We start from the raw sequence: 19,970 nt of genomic DNA on the forward strand, positions 1-19,970 counted from the left end.
AATTTCGGAGAACCCATGGATGCCAGCCTTGTCCGGGACAGCCCCTTTCTGACGGGTCATCACCAGCCCAACCGGATGGAGGTGGACGCTCCGGATCTCGTTGTTCGGGGGAAGCTCCCGGACGATCTGGCCGGGGTGTTCTACCGCAATGGCGCCGAGCCGCTGTACCCGCCGTCCGACGAGGACTACCACTGGTTCGACGGCGACGGCATGGTCTATGCGTTCTTCATCGAGAACGGCAGGGTGTCGATGCGCAACCGCTGGGTGCGCACCGACAAGTTCCTGCTTGAGCAGGGGCAGGGCCGCCGCATGTTCGGTGTGCTCGGAAACCCGATGACTACGGATCCGGGGGCGGTGGGCACCCGTTACAACACCGCCAACACCAACGTCGTCATCCACGGCGGCAAGCTGCTGGCACTGATGGAGGGCGCACCGCCGGTGGCGTTGAACCCGCGAACTCTGGACACCCTCGGCGAGGAGACCTACGACGGCCTCATCTCCACGACCTTCTCGGCTCACCCCAAGGTCGACTACGCCACCGGCGAGCTGATCAACATCGGCAATGCGGTGCACGGGCTGGGCGGCGATGCGGTGATCCGTTATGACGTCATCGATTTCGACGGCGTGCCGGTGGTCACCGAACTCATCCCGGTGCCGCACATGACGATGCTGCACACCTTCTTCGCCACCGAGAACTGGGTGGTGTTCCCGGTGATGCCGTTGGAACTGAGCTTGCAGCGAGCCATGAGCGGCGGGCCGATGACGGCCTGGGTGCCCGGCCGGCCCTCCAAGCTGGGCCTGATGCCGCGCCGGGGGACTGCCGCCGACGTGCGCTGGATCGAGGTAGAGGCCCGGCACATGCTGCACGAGGCCAACGTGTGGGAGCAGGACGGCAAGATCGTCGCCGATGTCGCCGCCGCCGAGGGCACCGCACTGTTTCCCGACATCCACGGAAATCGGGCCGGCCACGCCGAAACCCGACAGAGCCTGCGGCGCTGGACCATTGATCCGCTGGCACCGTCGGACACCCTCAACGAGGAGATCATCAACGACCGCGACATCCAGTTCCCGCGGCCTGACGACCGTTTGATGGCCCGCCGCAGCCGGCACGCGTTTGCGAACAGCAATCTGCAGTCGTGCGATGGGCGGGTGGATGGCATGGATTCGGCCCTGCGGGTGGATACGGTGACCGGGGCGGAGGATCTCTACCACTTCGGCGCCGGCACCGCGGTCGGGGAGCTGATCTTCGCGCCGCGGGTCGGAAGCGAGCACGAACTCGACGGCTATGCCGTGACATTGGTGCATCGCGCCGGCGCCGCGGAGAGTGAGCTGGTGGTCTTCGATGCCGCCGATGTCGCCGCCGGGCCGATCGCCAGCGCGGTCATCCCGTTCCGCGTGCCGAGCGGCTTCCACTGCAGCTATTACAGCGTGGACGGCCCGCTGTACCGGCAGGCCTTCGTTCCACGTTGACTCTGCGCTGAGGGTGCGGGCCTCTCGTACTTTTGCGCCCTACCCGCAGAGTGAACCGCAAGAACTTCCGTTGACACCGAGAAGTGATCTCTGTTACTAATTAATTATCTGACCGACCAATAGATCGGAACCTGATGACGCCTGGAACCGCCGAGCTGACGCAGATCTTCACCACCGCCACGCGCATCAAGATCTGCGATGAGAAGTTCCGGTCTCTGATCCTCACCGGCCAGGTCAGCGCCCAGTACTACTCGCCGCGTGGGCAGGAGATCGTGTCCTCGTCGATCGGTGCGCTGCTGCGACCGGACGACTATCTGGTCACCACCTATCGCGGTCTGCACGATCAGCTCGCCAAAGGTGTGCCGATGCGGGAACTGTGGGCCGAGTTCTTCGGCAAGGCCACCGGTACCTGCAAGGGCAAGGGCGGTCCGATGCACATCACCCACCCCGAATCCGGGCTGATGGTCACCACCGGGATCGTTGGCAGCGGGTTGCCCATCGCCAACGGCCTGGCCTTGGCGTCCCAGTTGCAAGGCGGTGACCGCGTCACGATCGTCAACTTCGGTGACGGCGCGACCAACATCGGCGCGTTCCACGAGGCCTGCAACCTCGCATCGCTGTGGGAGCTGCCGGTGGTGTTCTGTTGCCACAACAACCGCTACGCCGAACACACCTCCTTCGAGGGCGGCACCAGCGTGGACCGGGTGGCCGACCGTGCGGTGTCCTACAAGATGCCCGGCGTACGGGTCGACGGCAACGACGCGGTGGCGATGTACCGTGCGGCACGCATCGCGATCGATCGGGCCCGCGCGGGTGAAGGGCCAACGCTTTTGGAAGCCATGACCTTTCGGTTCTACGGCCATCAGATGTCAGATCAGAACGAGTATATGAAGCCAGGCGAACTCGATGCCGAACGTGCTGCCGACCCGGTGCTTCGGTTGCGGGCCAAGCTGATCGAGGAGCAGGTGCTCACCGAGGATACTGCCGCGGCCATCGAGGCGCAGGCGAAGGCCGAGGTGAACGACGCCTTCGAATTCGCCGAATCCAGCCCGGTTCCGGAGCTTTCCGAGCTGTTGACCGATGTCTACGAAGGGGTGTGAGGTATGGCCACCGCAACAGTGACCGCAGAAACAGTGGAGACCGTTCCGATGCTCGGGTTCCAGGCTCTCGGCAGCGCGCTCGACGACGCACTGTCCCGGGACCCGTCGGTGATCCTGCTGGGCGAGGACATCGCCGACCCCAGCGGCGGGGTGTTCAAGGTGTCCGCCGGGCTGTCGACGAAGTACGGCGCTGATCGGGTGCGCGCGACCCCGATCAGCGAGCAGGCCATCGTCGGCGCCGCGGTGGGCGCCGCGATCGCCGGCATGAAGCCGGTTGCCGAGATCATGCTGATGGACTTCCTGGCCGTGTGCATGGACCAGGTGTCCAATCACGCCGCCAAGCTGCGCTACATGTCGGGCGGGCAGACCACCGTGCCGTTGACCATCCGTTGCGCGGCCGGCGCCGGGATGCAGTTCGGGGCACAGCACTCGGAGATGCTCGAGGCCTGGCTCACCCACGTTCCAGGCCTCAAGGTCGTCGTGCCCAGCAATCCCGCCGACGCCAAAGGGTTACTCACCGCGGCGATCTTCGACCCTGACCCGGTGGTGGTAGTCGAGCAGAGCCTGCTGTACTTCGCTCCGCCACAGCCGGTTCCGGTCGGCCACCACGTGGTGCCGCTGGGTTCGGCGGCAACGGTGCGTCCGGGCCGCGACATCACCCTAATCAGTTACGGCAGGCAGGTGCACACCGCTGTGGCCGCTGCCGAGCAGTTGGCGCACGAATCGATCGACGCCGAGGTGATCGACCTGCGATCGCTCGTGCCGTTGGACGAGCGCACGGTGCTGGAATCCGTGGCCCGCACCAGGCACGCCGTGGTGATCCACGAGGCCGTGCGCCGCGGTGGATTCGGTGCCGAGCTCGCTGCGCTGATCACCGAGAACCTTTTCCACGAACTCGGCGCACCGGTGGCTCGGGTGGCCGGTCCGGACACCCCGATCCCCTTCGCCAAAGTGCTCGAGGACGCCTTCGTCCCGGGCGAGTGCGACATCGTGGCAGCCGCCAAGCAGACAGTCTCGCGGTCGCGGGCCGCGGCCGGATCGAACGGCTAACCTTCGTGGTGCACGCGATCGAGCATTACGCTCGTCGGGACGCACAAGCCCTCGCCCTCTCCGACGGTGCCACCTCGTGGACCTGGCCGGAGCTCAACGAGCGGCTGAACCGCACCGTCAATTGGCTTCTGGCCCAGGAGATTCCGTCAGGCGGGCGGGTGGCGGTGCTGGGTGTCAACAGTGTGCACGTGGTGCTGGCGCACCTGGCCGTCACGTACGCGGGATTGTCGACGGTTCCGGTGAACTATCACCTGACCGCCGAGGAGATCGCCTACATCCTGCGTGACGGGGCGGTGCACACGGTGCTGTGCAGCACCGATACCGCCGCCACCGTGCGCGCCGCCGACTCCGGAGTTCAGGTGGTCTCCTGGGAGGATCTGGACTCCGTGGCAGCGCAGTATCCGGCTTCCGAACCGTCTGCAGACATCGCGCCGGCCAAGCCGCTCTACTACACCTCCGGGACCACCGGATATCCCAAAGGGGTGGAGCTGCCGGACCAGATGTTCCCTGGTGGCGCCTCGATGGTTGAATATGTTGCGCAAGTGGTCGATTCGCCGATCCGAACCCCGGGAAGGCAACTCGTGGTGGCGCCCATGCACCACACCGGTCCGATGGCCGGGGTGCGCGGAATCCTGGCCGCGCAGCCACTGGTCATCCTCCCGCGCTTCGACGCCGAGCAGGTGCTGGCCACCATCGCTCGTGAGCGCGTCGAGGCCACCATGATGGTGCCCACGCACTTCTCCCGACTGCTGCAGGTGCCCGCCGCGGTGCGCGACCGCTACGACATCTCCAGCATGCGCAGCATCGTGCACACCGGCGCGGCCTGCCCGATCGAGGTCAAACGCGCCATGATCGAGTGGTTCGGCCCGATCCTGATCGAGGCCTACGGCTCGACCGAGGCCGGCACGGTCACCCTGATCACGTCGCCCGAGTGGCTTGAGCACCCGGGTTCGGTGGGGCGCGCCATGCCCGGGCACGACCTGACCATCCGCACCGAGGACGGCGAGCTTCTGCCCACCGGCACAGAAGGTTTGGTGTGCGTGCAGTCCACGGTCGGACATCATCCGGCCTATCACGGCGATCCGGAGAAGACGCGGCGCAGCTACGTGGCCGACGGGGTGTTCGCACTCGGCGAGATCGGCTATCTCGATGCTGACGGTTATCTGTACCTCACCGATCGTGCCTCGGACATGGTGGTCAGCGGCGGGGTCAATGTGTATCCGGCGGAGTCGGAGGCCGTGCTGTGCCGGCACCCCGCCGTCACCGACGTGGCCGTGATCGGCATTCCCCACGACGATCTCGGCGAACAGTTGTGTGCCCTCGTGGTGAGCACCGAAGCCGAGGTGACACCGGAGGAACTGGTCGATTGGACGCGAGAACGACTGGCGCACTACAAATGTCCGAATCTGATCGAGATCGTCGACTTCGATCTGCGTTCGGTGATGGGAAAACTGAACAAGCGGCAGCTGCGGGCCCGGTACCTGGCCCGAACGGGCGCTGCTCCGACGCCGGCCGGGAGGCCCTGATGGAGACCGCCGAACTCGCGCGCGAATCCGCCCCTGCGGTGTTCGCATTCACCGAGGAGCACACCGCCCTGCGCGACGTGCTCGGGGAGTTCTTCGAGAACTCCGGCGAAGACGGTTGGCACAGACTGTTATCCGATGTCGGTGCCGACGAGATCGTCTTCGACACCGGTCTGCCAGACTCCTCGGCGACAGCCGTCGACTTGGCGATCCTCGCCGAGTGTGCCGGCGCAGCCCTGTTCGGCGGCCCCCTGCTGCCCAGCGTCTCGGCGGGCGTGCTGGCAGCGGAGGTCGGGGACACCACGCTGGTGACACCGCTCCGCAACGGGACGCGAACAGTCGCGGCCGCTGCGGACGCACAACTGAGCACGAACCTGTCCGGTGGCACCGACGTGACCGCGGTTCCGGTGTGGAACGCCGCCGGAGCCGATGTCGTGGTGGTCACCGGAACACTCGACGGCACACCGGCGGTGGCTCTCCTCGACAGTGCGGCCGGGCTCACCGAAGAGCTGTCCGGGCTCGATCTGTCCCGCTCCCTGGGGCGGTGGACCGCCAGTGCGGCGCGACCGGCCGTGCTGCTGCACGGCGCGCAGGCCGACGCCGTGCGTACCGCCCTGGCCCGCCGGGCCGACCTGGTCATCTCGGCCGAATTGCTCGGTGTGGCACAGCACGTGCTGGACGCGACCGTGCAGTACGTCGACAAGCGAGTCCAATTCGGTCGGACAATCGGTTCCTTCCAGTCGGTCAAACACCGCCTGGTGGATCTGCTGGCAGCCGTCGAACTCACCCGCTCGGCCGTCTACGGGGCGGCCTGGCGGCTCGGCAGCGAACCTCAGACATTGGGCACCGACATCGACCTGACGGTGGCGGCACTGCTGTCGCGGCAAACCGCACTCGCGGTCACCAAGGCTGCAGTCCAGTTGCACGGGGGTATCGCGATCACCTGGGAGCACTGGGCGCACCGCTACCTGCGAAGGACCAATTCTGTTGTCGCGCTGACCGGTCCGCCCAGCGCATACCGAAGTCGCCTCGCCGGCCTCATCGATCGACGGGATGCGTGAAGTGGCTGAACGCGATGACGAACTTCGCGGCGAGGTCGACCGCTGGGTCGCCGAACACTTTCCCGAGAAGTTCCGTGGCGCAGTGGCATCCGGTAGACACGTGCTGCTTTCCGACATAGACCATGACGCCGCCGGAGCGTGGTACGCGGCACTCGGGGAGCGCGGCTACACCGTGCCGCACTGGCCGCGCGAGCATGGCGGCCTGGGCTACACCGAACAGCAGGCCGCTGTGGTGCGATCGGTGCTGATCGAGCACGGCGCCGGCCTGCCGGACCACTACTTCGTGCCGCTGATGCTGATCGGTCCGGCCATCATGAACTGGGGTACACCGGAACAGAAACAGCGGTATCTGCCCGGCATCGTGGCTGGTGCCGACATGTGGTGTCAGCTGTTCAGCGAGCCTGGAGCCGGATCGGACCTGGCGAGCCTGGCCACCCGAGCCGTGCCCGAAGGCGCGTCGTGGCGGATCAACGGGCAGAAGGTATGGAGTTCGTTCGCCACCGGATCCCGCTACGGGATGTTGCTGGCCCGGACCGATCCGGACCAGCCGAAGAACGCCGGGATCACCTGCTTCCTGGTCGATATGGCCTCACCGGGTGTGACCGTGCGGCCACTGCGTCAACTCACCGGCGACGAACACTTCTGCGAGGTGTTCCTCGAGGACCTGCTGTTGGGTCCGGAGACGCTGCTCGGGGAGGTCAACGACGGTTGGCGCGTGGCCATGACGACGTTGAACGCCGAACGTTCCGGACTCTCGGAAACCTCCGGTGCCAGCGGTGTGCCGCTCGCGCCCGTGCTCGAGCTGGCGCGTCGGAACGGCCGCTGGAATGACCCCGTGGTCCGGGATCGGCTGGTGGACCTGTACGCCGTCGAGCATGCCCTGGCGCTGACCAACCTGCGTTCGATCGCCGAGTCCCGTACGTCCGGCGGATCTCCCACCGGTTCGATCACCAAGCTGGTGCTGTCCGAATTGTCCCAGGCGATCAGTGAACTCGGCTTCGAGGTGGGCGGTGCCGAAGCCGCCTACTGGGACGACACGATGCCTCCCGAGACGCACAACCTGCTGGACAGCCGCCGCTTCACCATCGCCGGCGGCACGTCCGAGGTGCAGCGCAACATCGTCGGCGAGCGGGTGCTGGGCCTGGAACGCGAGATCGACCCGGGGCGTGGCAAGCCGTGGCGTGAACTGCGGCGCAGCTGACATGCCGACCGTCACCGTCCGGCCCTCCGGGATCACTTTCGAGGCGGCACACGGGCAGACGGTGATGGCCGCCGCGCGGGCGGCGGATGTTCGGTGGCCGACGGTGTGCGGGGGAAACGGGGACTGCCTGGTCTGCCACGTCGGCGTGCTGGAGGGGCCGGAGAACCTGTCGGAGCCGTCGGCGTCTGAGATCCAGGCGGTACACAACCTCAGCGGCGATCAGGGTGGGCGCGGCGAGCATGTGCGGTTGGCCTGTCAGGCGGGCGTGCTGGGAGACGTGACGGTGGAGAAACGTGGCGTGCGCACACTGAGCTCCCAACCAGAACACCAAGCAGGGCAGGAGGAGTCGGGTGGCTGAGGTCATCGATCCGGGCATCATGGAGATCACCGACGGACGGCTCAGCCTGGTCGGCGGCCGCTGCGAGGCCTGCGGTGAGATCGAATTCCCGCACAAGCAGTCGTGTCGGGACTGCGGCGCTGTCGACATCACGACGGTGCCGCTGGCAGCTCAGGGAGTCCTCTGGAGTTGGACCGTGCAGCGGTTCCCGCCGCCGAGCCCGCCGTATTTCGGCGCGGCCGACGATTTCGAGCCGTTCGGCGTGGGTTACGTGGAACTGCCCGGCGAGGTCATCGTGGAGGCACGGCTGACCGAGTCGGATCCGGACCGGTTGCGGATCGGTATGCCGATGACCCTGGTGAGCGTCGATATGGTCACCGAAACCGGGGAAACCCGACAGACTTTCGCGTTCGCGCCAATTGCGCAGGGAGGGGATCCATCATGAACGAGGTGGCGATCATCGGGGTCGGGTGTCGACCGTTCGGACGTTATCAAGACACTTCGGTTCGGCAGGAGGCCGCGGCGGCCGTGCGACAGGCACTGGCCGATGCGTCGGTGACCTGGCCGCAGATCGAGTACGCCGTGGGCGGCAGCATGTCGGCGGGTTCGGCCGACACGCTGGTGTCCGATCTGGGGTTGACCGGTGTTCCTTTCGTCAACGTGTTCAACGGCTGTGCCACCGGCAGCAGTTCGCTGATCTCGGCGGTGCACACCATCGAGGCCGGGGCGGCGGACTTGGCGCTGGTAGTGGGTTTCGACTCGCATCCGCGCGGAGCATTCGCGATCGACCCCGCCGCGATGGGACTCGGAAAGTGGTACGGCCCATCCGGCCTCGCCCTCACGTCCCAGTTCTTCGCACTGAAGATCCAGCGGTACCTGCACGAGTTCGGCTTGCCGGAACGGCTGCTGGCCAAGGTGGCGGCCAAGGCGTTCCGCAACGGCTCGCTCAATCCCAACGCCTGGCGCCGTAAACCGTTGTCTGAAGCCGACATCGAAGCATCGATGATGCTGTCGGATCCGTTGCGCCAGTACATGCTGTGCTCGCCGGGTGACGGAGCCACCGCGGTGGTGCTGTGCAATGCCGAGAAAGCCAAGCAGTTCAGTCCGCATCCGGTGTACGTCGCTTCCTCGGCGGTACGGACGCGCCGGCCTGGCTCGTTCGAGGTACTCAGCCCGTCGCTGTCGGTGCGTCGCGGGGTCAGCCCGACCGTCGAGGCTGCGGCTGCGGCGTTCGAGCTCGCCGGCATCGGTCCCGCCGACGTGGACCTGGCCCAGCTGCAGGACACCGACGCCGGCGCGGAGATCATCCACCTGGCCGAGACCGGACTGTGCTCTGACGGTGAACAGACCGAGTTGATCGATGCCGGTGCAACCGAACTCACCGGACGACTGCCCATCAACACCGACGGCGGATGCCTGGCCAATGGCGAACCGATCGGGGCCTCAGGGCTGCGGCAGATCCACGAGAACGTCCTGCAACTGCGTGGTACCGCAGGTGAACGCCAGGTCCCGGGAGAACCCAAGGTGGCACTGTCGCACGTCTACGGCGCCCCGGGCCTCAGTGGCTGCACGATCCTCACCAGATAGGGGTGCAGTGATGAAGGTGACCGTCGATCCGGATCGGTGTGTCGGGAACGGGATCTGTGAGGCCGTGGCTCCCGATCTGTTCGAGGTCGGCGACAGCGGTCAGGTTGAACTGGTGGTCGATGAAATCCCGCCGGAAAAAGTGCAATTGGCGCAGAGGGCGGTTGAGTCGTGCCCTGCGCTGGCCCTGCGCATCGTCCGCTGACCAAACTGAAAGGCTGATCCACGATGGAAATCAAGATGCCCAAACTCGACGTGACGATGACCGAGGGCACCTTTCTCGGCTGGCTGGTACCCGACGGGACGGTGGTGGAGGAGGGGGAGGACCTCTACACCGTCGGTACCGACAAGGTGTCCGCGGACATTCCTGCGCCCAGCGCCGGGGTGCTGCGCTACGGTTCGGCCGAGGAGGACGAAACCTACCCGGTCGGAGCGAGTTTGGGGACGCTGGAAACGTAGCCGCGGAGCCGAGGTCTCATTCCCAGTACTGGCCTGCGAGCAGGAACAGGCCCCAGCTGAAGCCGGCGCCGTACCGCCTGCCGTTCCACTCGAAGTCGTACACCTCGTGCGCGGGAAGAACATCGTCGGTGAGGGAATTGCGATGGGTGAGGGTGGCGGGGCCGAAATGTTCGACGAACTCGACGGTGTCCATACTCCACGGGGGCTGCTCACGGGGTGATTTGGCGGGCCGTACGCATCCCCCGGCGCGGCGGTACTGCGCCGATTCGAGCGTTCCGTCAGCTCCTTGGCGAGCGGTGAACTCGAATCCCGGCCACAGCACACTACTGAAGGTCAATGACGTCGGGTCTTGTTTTGATACGCCGACAACCTGTTTCAGGTTGTCGAAGCGGGACGATTCCACTTCCAGCAATCCGGCGACCTGCCGATGGATACGTTGCGCGTCGTCGAGCGGGATTCCGAACTCCGCCAACGTCCATTCGATCATGGCGCGCTTCGGGATCATTCCCCACTTCATCGTCATCAGTTGGTAGACCTCGAAGTCCGGTACACCGACTGTCTTCTGGACTGCCAGCGCCGGCGGAATGATGGGTTCTGCCGCTCTCACCCAGGTGGCTTCGTCGGCCATCAGATCGTCTCGTCCCGGCACGCCAGCGCCGCCGCTACGAACTCATCCCGTACCGGGTTGTCTGTCGCCGCGTCCCAGATGAGCGTCACCCGGGATGGGGCGAGATCCTCGATCGGAACGGCGTTGACGTCGGGGCGACGGTAGTAGGTAGTCGTGGAATGCGGCAGGATGACGAAACCCTCACGAGCGGCGACATGTTCGAGTTTGTCCTCCAGAGTGCGGAACTCCTCGCGGGGTGGTGCCCAACGCTGACCGGGCGAGATGATTGCGGACTGCCAACCCGGAATCATCGCGGGGTCCGGCAGCAACAACATCCGTGACGCAAGGTCGGCCAGGCGCACCGACGCACGCGTCACAAGGGCATCATCCGCGGGCAGTACCGCGTCCATCGGCTCTTCCAGGAGCGGGATGCTTCCCAACCCGCGGTGGTCGACGGGTTCCCGCGCATAGATGACATCGACCTCGCCGGCCCGGACCAACTCTGCTTGTTCGTGCCAAGGGATCTGACGCACGACCGCACGGCGGCGAGGGTCGACTGCTTCCCACACCGCGGCGGCCGCTGTGGCGCGCAGTCCGGCCATGACCCCCACGGTCAACGTCACGTTGAGCCCGGCGGTCTGGGACAGCCGCTGCCGCAGTGCTTTTGCTTCATCGAGTAATACTTTGGCGTCCCGGAGCAGCTGGGCGCCCGCCGCGGTCAGCTGGGTTCCACCCGAATTGCGGTCCAAGAGCGTCACGCCGAGTTCACCTTCGAACGCCCGGATCTGCCGTGACAGCACCGGTTGGGCGATGTGGAGACGCTGCGCCGCCCTGCCGAAGTTGAGCTCCTCGGCGACGGCGACGAAATACCGCAGCTTTCGCAGATCGAGGTCCGGCGTGCTCATGCCTTGAGGGTATCGCCGCACGACGAAAAGGGTCTTGGACGAGTGCCCCGTGGCGAACTCACAGTGGACTCATGAATCTCAAGAACGCACGCGTCCTGATCATCGGCGGCACCTCCGGCATCGGGCTCGGGGTGGCAGAAGTGGTGGCTGACCGTGGCGGCGTCCCGATCGTGGTGTCGCGGAGCCAGTCCAACGTCGATCGAGCTGTCGCCGAACTGGGTGAGAACGCCCGGGGGATGACGGTCGACCTCGGTGACCCGGCCTCCCTCGGTCACCTCGTCGACGAGGTCGGCCAGATCGAGCATCTGGTGTTCACTGCCGGCGAATCGCTCACCCACGTCCGCCTCGCGGACCTGACCGCCGAGGTGATCAACGACTTCCTCGGCACCCGCTTCACCGGCCAGCTGCAGATCATCCGGGCCTTTACCCCCCAGATCGCCCCCGGCGGATCGATCACCCTCACCAGCGGTACGGCCGCGGAGAAACCCGGCCTCGGCGTGCTGCCGACCGCCATCTGCGGCGCGATCAACGCGATGACCAGGGCGCTGGCTGTTGAACTCGCGCCGATACGCGTCAACGGGGTTGCCCCGGGCCCGATTCGTACGCCGTTGTGGTCGGCGCTCGGTGAGGCGGACCGGGAAGCCGTCTACGAGCAGTTCGCCAGCAATCTGCCGGTGGGTCGGATCGGCGAACCGGCCGACACCGCCTTGGCGTACACCTACCTGATGGAACAGGAGTTCGGTACCGGGGTGGTGCTGACAGTGGACGGCGGCACGACCCTGGTGTGACGCCCGATCACGGCTTGAGCAGCGCGACGACCTTGTCTTCGAGAGCAACCGGATCGGCGTTCGGGTCGGCCGTCTCGGTATGGGGCAGTGTGGACTCGGGATCGGCGAAATCGCGGTAGGTCTTGTCGCCGGCCAGGGTGGCCAGCAGGTACCCGGTGAGCAGGCCACGAACGATCTTCTGGGTGTCTTTGTCGGCGCCGGGCAGCCCGATGAACCGGGCCAGACGGCGTCCCTCGACCAGGCCACCGGCCTGGGCCTTGCTGACCGTCCGTAGCGTCGCACCCTCCCAGGCGCGAGCCAGTTCCACGGCGTTCGACCGCAGTGTCATGGGATCGCCGGGGGCAGTCAGGACCAGGCCGGGCACCTGCAGCGTCGATGCCGGTTGTTCGGCGGGCGGCTTGGTCACCGTCGGGAACAGCGACACCACGGCCTTCGGGCGGGCCGGGTCACCTCCCATTCCCGCGGCGGCGAACACCGCGGCCGATCCGCCGAAACCGTGCCCGACCACACCACGCTTGCCCGGGTGCACGCTGATCTTGCCCGTCCCCAGCCGCACCCCGGTGATGATCTCCAGGGCTGCACCCAGGTCGAAGGCGAAATTGAGCACCGACGGGGCCACGCTCGTCTCGGTGTCGGGCGCCGCCGCCACGATGCCCCACGACGCCAGATGTTCGAGCGTGCCGGTGTAGTTCTCCGCTCGCGTCATCCATTCGTGGGCGAACACCACGCCGGGCAGATTCAGGCCGGACTCGGGCGTGTACACCACTCCTGGCATGCCGGCGAACGCCAGGTCACCGCGCAGAACCCGATGCGGTCCGCGGCGGGTCAACCCTGCGAAGAGCTTCTTTGTGCTGGCCACGCGTTGACCGTAGCGCAGGGCGCGTGGCGCGTGAGCGCCGATTGAACCTGAGTCGCGTCCATGTGCCGACACGGTGATCTGCGTCAAACCCCGCCGCCGCAGAATCGGGTCAGGCGGCCGACTGCACTACCCTGGGACCCTATGTGTGGAATCGTCGGCTACGTCGGGGCGCGCCCGGCCCGCGGCATCGTGGTCGACGCGCTGCGGCGGATGGAATACCGGGGCTACGACTCCGCGGGAATCGCCTTGATCGACGGCAACGGCGGGTTGACGGTGCGTCGACGCGCCGGCCGGCTGGCCAACCTGGAGACCGCCCTCGCCGAGACCGACGATGGCATCCTGACCGGCAGTACCGGCCTCGGCCACACCCGCTGGGCCACCCACGGCCGTCCCACCGACCGCAACGCCCACCCCCACCGTGACGCGGCGGCCAAGATCGCCGTCGTCCACAACGGCATCATCGAGAACTTCGCGGTTCTGCGTGCCGAGCTCGAAGCCGACGGGGTCGAATTCTCCAGCGACACCGATTCCGAGGTGGCGGTGCACCTCGTGGCCCGTCAGTACGCACAGGGCGCCACCGCCGGCGATTTCCCGGCCTCCGTGCTGGCCGTGCTTCAGCGCCTCGAAGGCCACTTCACCCTGGTATTCGCCAACGCCGACGATCCGGGAACGATCGTGGCCGCGCGTCGGTCCACCCCACTGGTGGTCGGTATCGGTGACGGCGAGATGTTCGTCGGCTCCGATGTGGCGGCGTTCATCGAGCACACCCGGCACGCCGTGGAGCTGGGCCAGGACCAGGCCGTGGTGCTGACCGCCGACGGCTACCGGATCACCGACTTCTTCGGCTGCGATGACCTGCAGGCCGGCCGCGACTACCGCGAGTTCCACATCGACTGGGATCTTGACGCCGCCGAAAAGGGTGGCTACGACTACTTCATGCTCAAGGAGATCGCCGAGCAGCCCGCCGCGGTCGCCGACACCCTGCTGGGCCATTTCGTCGACGGCAGCATCGTGCTCGACGAGCAGCGCCTGAGCGATCAGGAACTCCGCGAGATCGACAAGGTCTTCATCGTCGCCTGCGGCACCGCCTACCACTCGGGTCTGCTGGCCAAGTACGCCATCGAGCACTGGACCCGGCTGCCCGTCGAGGTCGAGCTCGCCAGCGAGTTCCGCTACCGGGACCCGGTGCTGGACCGCAGCACCCTGGTGATCGCCATCTCGCAGTCCGGCGAGACCGCCGACACCCTGGAAGCGGTGCGGCACGCCAAGACTCAGAAGGCCAAGGTGCTGGCGATCTGCAACACCAACGGCAGCCAGATCCCGCGCGAGGCCGACGCAGTCCTCTACACCCGGGCCGGGCCGGAGATCGGCGTGGCCGCCACCAAGACGTTCCTGGCCCAGATCGCCGCGAACTACCTGGTGGGGTTGGCGCTGGCGCAGGCCCGCGGGACCAAGTACCCCGACGAGGTCGAGCGCGAGTACCACGATCTGGAAGCCATGCCGGACATGATCGGCCGGGTGCTGGCCGGCATCGAGCCGGTGGCGCAGTTGGCGCAGCGTTTCGCGAAGTCGCCCACGGTGCTGTTCCTGGGGCGGCACGTCGGCTATCCGGTGGCGTTGGAGGGTGCGCTCAAGCTCAAGGAGCTGGCCTACATGCACGCCGAGGGCTTCGCCGCCGGCGAGCTCAAGCACGGCCCGATCGCGCTGATCGACGAGGACCTGCCGGTCATCGTGGTGATGCCGTCACCCAAGAACGCGCAGATGCTGCATGCCAAGCTGCTCTCCAACATCCGCGAGATCCAGGCGCGTGGTGCGGTGACGATCGTGATCGCCGAGGAGGGGGACGACACGGTGCGCCCCTACGCCGATCACCTGATCGAGATCCCCGCGGTGTCAACGCTTTTCCAGCCGTTGCTGTCGACCATCCCGCTGCAGGTCTTCGCGGCCGGGGTGGCGCGGGCGCGGGGTTACGACGTCGACAAGCCGCGTAACCTGGCCAAGTCCGTCACCGTCGAGTAGGCCGTCGCCCCGTCTGATGGATCTGCGGGTTCCCAAGGTCAACATTGCCCGACGGTGGGCCCGGGGCAGGTTGGGGGCCTTCGTCTCCGAGTCGGCGTTCGAGCACTTCCTGGACGCTTACCGAGCCGGGATGGCGACCCTGCCACCATTCGAATCATTCGATGTGCCAACCTCGTTCGGAACGGTCCGGGCCTACCGGTTCGCCGGACCGGATTCGGGTGCGCCGGTGGTGCTGCTGCCGGGCCGCAACGCGTCGACGCCGATGTACCGGGTCAACCTCGGGCCGTTGCTGCAACAGCGCACGGTGTATGCGATCGACCTACTCGGTGAGGCCGGTCTGTCGGTGCAGCACAAGGTGGTTCGCGGAGGCGCGGATACGGCACAGTGGCTCGATGAGGTGCTGGCCGGTCTCGAGCTGGATCTGGCGCATCTACTCGGGGTATCGATGGGCGGCTGGACGGCGGCGAACTGTGCGGTGCACCGGCCCGGCCGGATAGCCTCGCTGACCCTGCTCGACCCGGTTTTCACCTTCACCGGAATCCCGGCCAAGGCCATTGTGGCCTCGGTGGCGCTGTTCGCCCCGGGCGTACCGAGGAGCTGGCGCCGGAGGGTGCACAGCTGGATCGCCGGTGGTGCCGACCTTGAGGGCGCCGCGAGCGAATCTGCACTGATCGATGCCGGGGCAAAGGATTTCACGCTGCATACTCCGATGCCGGAACTGTTCAGCGACGAGGAACTGCGGAGTCTCGACGTGCCGGTGCTGGCGTTGATCGCGGGCCGCAGCGTCATGCTCGACCCGGAGCGAGCCGTGGCGCGGGCGCGAGAGGTGCTGGCGCGCGGGGAAGTCGAACTCTGGGCCGATGCTTCTCACGCCATCAACGGTGAGTACCCCGAGGAGATCGCGCAGCGGACGGGCCGATTCTGGGACGAGGTGTGAGCCTCGGAACCGTCTTCAGGCGCGGAGCACCGACGGCCCCAGCGCTTCATAACGCTGTGCTTCCTCCACGGGTAACTCGGCGCCGGTGACGATCGACTCGAAGTCGGCGACGTCTGCGAACCGGCAGAAACTCGTCTCCCCGAACTTGGAATGCGCGGCCACCAGTACGCACCGCTGCGCGACCTTCACCGCGGTCTGCTTCACCGCGGCCACCGCGGGATCCGGTGTGGTGAGGCCGTGCTCAGCGGTGATCCCGTTGGTGCCCAGGAATGCGATGTCGATGACCAGGCTGTTCAGACGCTCCACCGCCCAGTGGTCGACGGTCGCCAGGGTGCGTCCGCGCATGCGCCCGCCGATCATCAGGACGGTCACCGTTTCGCTGTGCGCCAGCGCTTCGGCGGCAAGCAGCGAGGATGTCACGACGGTCAGTTCCTGGTCGGCGAGCTGCTCGGCGATCAGCCGTGGTGTGAAACCCTCGTCCAGGTAGACGGTTTCGGCGCCGTGCAACAGCTGTGCTGCCGCGGCTGCGATGCGGTGCTTCTGGGCCAGGTCCACCTGGCTGCGGTATTCGACGGTGGACTCGAACGCGGCGGTCTCCAGTGGGATCGCCCCGCCGTGCACCCGTTTGAGCAGTCGTCGCCCGGCCAGCGCCTTGAGGTCGCGGCGGATGGTCTCGGCCGCGACGTCGAGTTCGTCGGCCAGCGTCAGCACCTCGACACGGCCCCGGCTGCGCGCGAACTCGACGATGCGACTCTGGCGGGTATCTGAATCCACGCTTGCCATTCTGGGGCACCCGGGTGTGGCGTCGCTTATTTGCTGTCGGAAAGCACGGCACGCACGTCATCTGCGGTGGTCGCCGCGCGGAGCCGGGCCACCTCGTCCTTGTCGAGGAAGACATGGGCGATCTTGGTCAGCAGAGCCATGTGGTCGTTGCCCAGCCCGGCGATGCCGACGACGAACTCGGCGGGTTTGCCGTTCCAGTCGATGGGTTCGGGATAGCGCACGAACGAGATCCCGGTACGGCGGATCGCGGTCTTGGCCTCGTTGGTGCCGTGCGGGATGGCCAGGCCATTGCCCATGTAGGTCGACACCGACCTCTCGCGTTCGTGCATGGCGTCCACGTAGGCCGGCTCGACGGAGTCCGCTGCCACCAATAGAGCACCGGCCTCGTCGATGGCGGCGTCCGCCGAGGTCGCGGAGCCGGCCAGGACGATCGATTCGAGGGGCAGAACCTCGGCCCCGGTGCTCTCGGGTCGTTCCGAAGCTTTCTGGTCTTCGCGCAAGCGCTCATCCGTGGCGACCGCACCGGCAGCCGCGTTCGTGTCCCGCAACATTTCGACGATCTCGTCGTAGCGGGGGGAGCTCATGAAGTCCTCGACCGAGACATGAACGGCGGAGGCGGTTTTCAGGCGGGCACGATCGGTCAGATCGCGATGGGTGACCACCAAGTCGTAGGTGTCGGTGAGGTTCGCGATCGACTGGTTGGTCACCGCGATGTCAGCGAAGCCTGCGGACCGGATCTTCTTGCGCAGCACCGACGCACCCATCGCCGAGGACCCCATACCGGCGTCACAGGCGAACACGATGCTGGACACCGGCCCCTTGGGCGCACCGACCAGGGCGGAAGCCACGCTGGACTTCTTGCCCTTGAGTGCCTCCATCTCGGCGGTGGCCGCAGCCAGATCGGGCTCGGCATCGGCACGATCGGTCTTGAGCAGCAGTGAGGCGACGGCGAACGAGACCGCGGTGGCCGCGAGCACCGACAACGTCACACCGAGGAAGCTGCCGCCGGCGGTCTGCGCATAGATCGCAATGATCGAACCGGGTGCGGCCGGTGCGCGCAGTCCGGAACCGAACAGCACGTTGATGAAGACGCCGGTCATGCCGCCGAGGATGGTGGCGGCGATGAGCTTGGGCTTCATCAGCACGTAGGGGAAGTAGATCTCGTGGATACCGCCGAGGAACTGGATGATCGCGGCGCCCGGAGCGGAGGCGCGGGCAGCGCCGCGCCCGAACACCATGAACGCCAACAGGACTCCCAGGCCGGGGCCGGGGTTGGTCTCGAGCAGGAACAGGATCGACTTGCCGGTCTCCAGCGCCTGGGTGGTCCCCAGTGGTGTCAGGACTCCGTGGTTGATGGCGTTGTTGAGGAACAGCACCTTCGCCGGCTCGATGAGTATTGAGGTCAGGGGCAGCAGGTCATTGTTGACCAGGAAATCCACCGCGTTTCCGGCGGCGCGGGTGAACGACGACACGATCGGCCCGATACCGAAGAACCCGAAGATGGCCAGCAGCATGCCCAGGATGCCTGCGGAGAAGTTGTCGACGAGCATCTCGAAGCCGGGCCGTATCTTGCCGTCCCAGAGTGCGTCGGCCTTCTTCATTGCCCAGCCGCCCAGCGGGCCCATGATCATCGCGCCCATGAACATCGGGACGTCGGCACCGGCGACCACCCCCATGGTGGCGATCGCGCCGACGACGGCACCACGGTTGCCGTGAATCATCCGGCCACCGGTGTATCCGATCAGGACGGGCAGCAGGTAGGTGATCATCGGGCCGACGATCCCGGCGCCGTCGTAGCTGCCCCAGCCGCCGATCCTGGCCACCCAGCCGTCCGGGTCTCTGAGCCCGGAGAAGATGGCCTGCAGCCAGCCCTGCTCGATGAAAAGTGCGGTGATCAGGCCCCAGGCGATGAAGGCGCCGATGTTCGGCATCACCATGTTCGACAGCGAGGTGCCCAGCTTCTGCACGTACACCCGAACTCCGGTGCGTGGCGCTTCGACAAAGGACATCTGACGACCTCCGATCTGGCCGGCCTGCTGGGTGACGCCGGTCACATGAACTCCCAGTACACCGCACAAATGGGCACATGCGCAAGCAATTGGGCTTAAATGGGCATCAGAAAGTGTGGTTTTATGACCACATTGGCGTTAGGGTGCTGATACCAACCCGGTTATCGCCAGTCCCTGCCCGCCGTCGAGAGGACCGTCATGAAAGCCCTGCGTTTCTACGCCCCCGAGGATGTCCGGCTCGAGGATGTGCCGGAGCCCCAGTGCGGTCCCGACGAGGTGAAGATCCGGGTGCGCAACTGCTCCACCTGCGGCACCGACGTCAAGATCCTGCACAACGGACATCAGAACCTGACCCCGCCGCGCACCATCGGCCACGAGATCGCCGGTGACATCGTGGAAGTCGGTGCTGACGTGAATTCCACCTATGGCACCGATTGGGCCGAGGGGGACCGGGTTCAGGTCATCGCGGCGGTCCCGTGCGGAGAATGTCACGAGTGCCGCAAGGGCTGGATGGCCGTCTGCCAGAACCAGACATCGATGGGCTACCAGTACGACGGCGGGTTCGCCGAGTACATGATCGTTCCGCGCCAGGTGCTCAAGGTCGATGGGCTGAACCGGATTCCGGACAATGTCAGCTACGACGAGGCGTCGGCGGCCGAACCTTTCGCGTGTGCGATCAACGCGCAGGATCTGCTCGGGATCGAAGAAGGTGACACCGTCGTGGTGTTCGGTGCCGGACCCATCGGCTGCATGCACACCCGGATCGCGCGCGGCGTGCACAACTGCGGCCCGGTCTATCTCGTCGACGTGAACGAAAGCCGGCTCAAGATCTCGGCCGACGCTGTCCATCCCGACGAGGTGATCAACGCGGCGGAGGTCGACGTCGTCGAGAAGGTGATGGAACTGACCGGTGGCCGCGGTGCCGACGTCGTCATCACCGCCACCGCGGCCAACATCACCCAGGAACAGGCCATCGCGATGGCGGCCCGAAACGGGCGAATCTCTTTCTTTGGCGGACTGCCCAAGACCAACCCGACCATCACCTGTGATTCGAACGTGGTGCACTACCGGCAGTTGCACATCCACGGTGCCAACGGTTCCGCACCGGAGCACAACAAGCGTGCGCTGCAGTACATCTCGACCGGTCAGGTGCCGGTGAAAGACCTCATCACGCGCCACATCCCGCTCGATGATGTGCTCGACGCGTTCTCGATCGTGCAGAACGGTGAGGCCATCAAGGTGACGGTTGAACCCGCCGCTGCGACCGCAGCAGTCTGA

The 19,970-nt window shown here is 66.4% G+C and carries 20 protein-coding genes; 15 read left to right on the forward strand and 5 right to left on the reverse strand.

From position 1 onward, the window contains the following. Nucleotides 1-15: 15 nt before the first annotated feature. The 11 genes from AC4LGL_RS05435 (at nt 16) to AC4LGL_RS05485 (ending at nt 9,785) form a co-directional block, all read left to right on the forward strand. Nucleotides 16-1,470 (forward strand): carotenoid oxygenase family protein, encoded by a 1,455-nt coding sequence (locus AC4LGL_RS05435; RefSeq protein WP_491837950.1) that lies wholly within the window; start codon nt 16-18, stop codon nt 1,468-1,470. A gap of 134 nt (nt 1,471-1,604) precedes the next feature. Beyond that, entirely contained in the window at nt 1,605-2,570 is a 966-nt protein-coding gene (locus AC4LGL_RS05440) for a thiamine pyrophosphate-dependent dehydrogenase E1 component subunit alpha (RefSeq protein ID WP_491837951.1), read from the forward strand. A gap of 3 nt (nt 2,571-2,573) precedes the next feature. Beyond that, nucleotides 2,574-3,620 carry an alpha-ketoacid dehydrogenase subunit beta gene (locus AC4LGL_RS05445; RefSeq protein ID WP_491837952.1) on the forward strand — a complete coding sequence of 349 codons (1,047 nt, stop codon included), beginning with the start codon at nt 2,574-2,576 and terminating at the stop codon, nt 3,618-3,620. Nucleotides 3,621-3,628: 8 nt separating this feature from the next. Beyond that, complete coding sequence (locus AC4LGL_RS05450) at nt 3,629-5,146, forward strand: AMP-binding protein (protein ID WP_491837953.1); 1,518 nt, start codon at nt 3,629-3,631, stop codon at nt 5,144-5,146. Next, the gene (locus tag AC4LGL_RS05455; RefSeq protein WP_491837954.1) at nt 5,146-6,204 is read left to right on the forward strand and encodes an acyl-CoA dehydrogenase family protein; all 1,059 of its coding nucleotides are present in this window, start codon (nt 5,146-5,148) and stop codon (nt 6,202-6,204) included. The genes AC4LGL_RS05450 and AC4LGL_RS05455 overlap by 1 nt, the downstream gene beginning before the upstream one ends. 1 nt (nt 6,205) lies before the next feature. Then, entirely contained in the window at nt 6,206-7,405 is a 1,200-nt protein-coding gene (locus AC4LGL_RS05460; protein ID WP_491837955.1) for an acyl-CoA dehydrogenase family protein, read from the forward strand. A gap of 1 nt (nt 7,406) precedes the next feature. Further along, nucleotides 7,407-7,763, forward strand: a complete 357-nt coding sequence (locus AC4LGL_RS05465) for a 2Fe-2S iron-sulfur cluster-binding protein (protein ID WP_491837956.1) — start codon at nt 7,407-7,409, stop codon at nt 7,761-7,763. Further along, nucleotides 7,756-8,187, forward strand: a complete 432-nt coding sequence (locus AC4LGL_RS05470) for a Zn-ribbon domain-containing OB-fold protein (protein ID WP_491837957.1) — start codon at nt 7,756-7,758, stop codon at nt 8,185-8,187. Before AC4LGL_RS05465 ends, AC4LGL_RS05470 begins: the two co-directional genes overlap by 8 nt. Beyond that, nucleotides 8,184-9,329: a thiolase family protein gene (locus AC4LGL_RS05475; protein WP_491837958.1), complete on the forward strand. Its 1,146-nt coding sequence runs from the start codon at nt 8,184-8,186 to the stop codon at nt 9,327-9,329. Before AC4LGL_RS05470 ends, AC4LGL_RS05475 begins: the two co-directional genes overlap by 4 nt. Before the next feature lie 10 nt (nt 9,330-9,339). Continuing rightward, entirely contained in the window at nt 9,340-9,531 is a 192-nt protein-coding gene (locus tag AC4LGL_RS05480; RefSeq protein ID WP_491837959.1) for a ferredoxin, read from the forward strand. Nucleotides 9,532-9,554: 23 nt separating this feature from the next. Beyond that, nucleotides 9,555-9,785, forward strand: a complete 231-nt coding sequence (locus tag AC4LGL_RS05485) for a biotin/lipoyl-containing protein (protein WP_491837960.1) — start codon at nt 9,555-9,557, stop codon at nt 9,783-9,785. Between the two features lie 16 nt (nt 9,786-9,801). Here AC4LGL_RS05485 and AC4LGL_RS05490 read toward each other — a convergent pair whose 3' ends face one another. Further along, nucleotides 9,802-10,413, reverse strand: a complete 612-nt coding sequence (locus AC4LGL_RS05490) for a hypothetical protein (RefSeq protein WP_491837961.1) — start codon at nt 10,411-10,413, stop codon at nt 9,802-9,804. Next, nucleotides 10,413-11,297 carry a LysR family transcriptional regulator gene (locus tag AC4LGL_RS05495; protein ID WP_491837962.1) on the reverse strand — a complete coding sequence of 295 codons (885 nt, stop codon included), beginning with the start codon at nt 11,295-11,297 and terminating at the stop codon, nt 10,413-10,415. The genes AC4LGL_RS05490 and AC4LGL_RS05495 overlap by 1 nt, the downstream gene beginning before the upstream one ends. Nucleotides 11,298-11,368: 71 nt before the next feature. Between AC4LGL_RS05495 and AC4LGL_RS05500 the strand changes: the two genes are divergently transcribed. Next, a complete protein-coding gene (locus AC4LGL_RS05500) occupies nt 11,369-12,085 on the forward strand; it encodes an SDR family oxidoreductase (protein WP_491837963.1) in 717 nt (238 codons plus the stop codon). Between the two features lie 7 nt (nt 12,086-12,092). On the opposite strand, the gene AC4LGL_RS05505 is transcribed toward AC4LGL_RS05500, so the two are convergent. Beyond that, nucleotides 12,093-12,944, reverse strand: a complete 852-nt coding sequence (locus AC4LGL_RS05505; protein ID WP_491837964.1) for a dienelactone hydrolase family protein — start codon at nt 12,942-12,944, stop codon at nt 12,093-12,095. Between the two features lie 141 nt (nt 12,945-13,085). On the opposite strand from AC4LGL_RS05505, the gene glmS reads away from it, so the two are divergent. Both glmS and AC4LGL_RS05515 read left to right on the forward strand, forming a co-directional pair. Next, nucleotides 13,086-14,963: a glutamine--fructose-6-phosphate transaminase (isomerizing) gene (gene glmS / locus AC4LGL_RS05510; protein WP_491837965.1), complete on the forward strand. Its 1,878-nt coding sequence runs from the start codon at nt 13,086-13,088 to the stop codon at nt 14,961-14,963. 16 nt (nt 14,964-14,979) lie between these two features. After that, entirely contained in the window at nt 14,980-15,900 is a 921-nt protein-coding gene (locus AC4LGL_RS05515; RefSeq protein ID WP_491837966.1) for an alpha/beta fold hydrolase, read from the forward strand. 15 nt (nt 15,901-15,915) lie between these two features. On the opposite strand, the gene AC4LGL_RS05520 is transcribed toward AC4LGL_RS05515, so the two are convergent. Then, nucleotides 15,916-16,674, reverse strand: coding sequence for a DeoR/GlpR family DNA-binding transcription regulator (locus AC4LGL_RS05520; RefSeq protein ID WP_491837967.1), 759 nt, complete (start codon nt 16,672-16,674; stop codon nt 15,916-15,918). Between the two features lie 35 nt (nt 16,675-16,709). Beyond that, nucleotides 16,710-18,692 (reverse strand): PTS mannitol transporter subunit IICBA, encoded by a 1,983-nt coding sequence (locus AC4LGL_RS05525; protein ID WP_491839278.1) that lies wholly within the window; start codon nt 18,690-18,692, stop codon nt 16,710-16,712. Between the two features lie 198 nt (nt 18,693-18,890). Between AC4LGL_RS05525 and AC4LGL_RS05530 the strand changes: the two genes are divergently transcribed. Further along, nucleotides 18,891-19,970 carry a zinc-dependent dehydrogenase gene (locus AC4LGL_RS05530; RefSeq protein ID WP_491837968.1) on the forward strand — a complete coding sequence of 360 codons (1,080 nt, stop codon included), beginning with the start codon at nt 18,891-18,893 and terminating at the stop codon, nt 19,968-19,970.

It is taken from the genome of Mycolicibacterium arcueilense, from assembly GCF_058536225.1.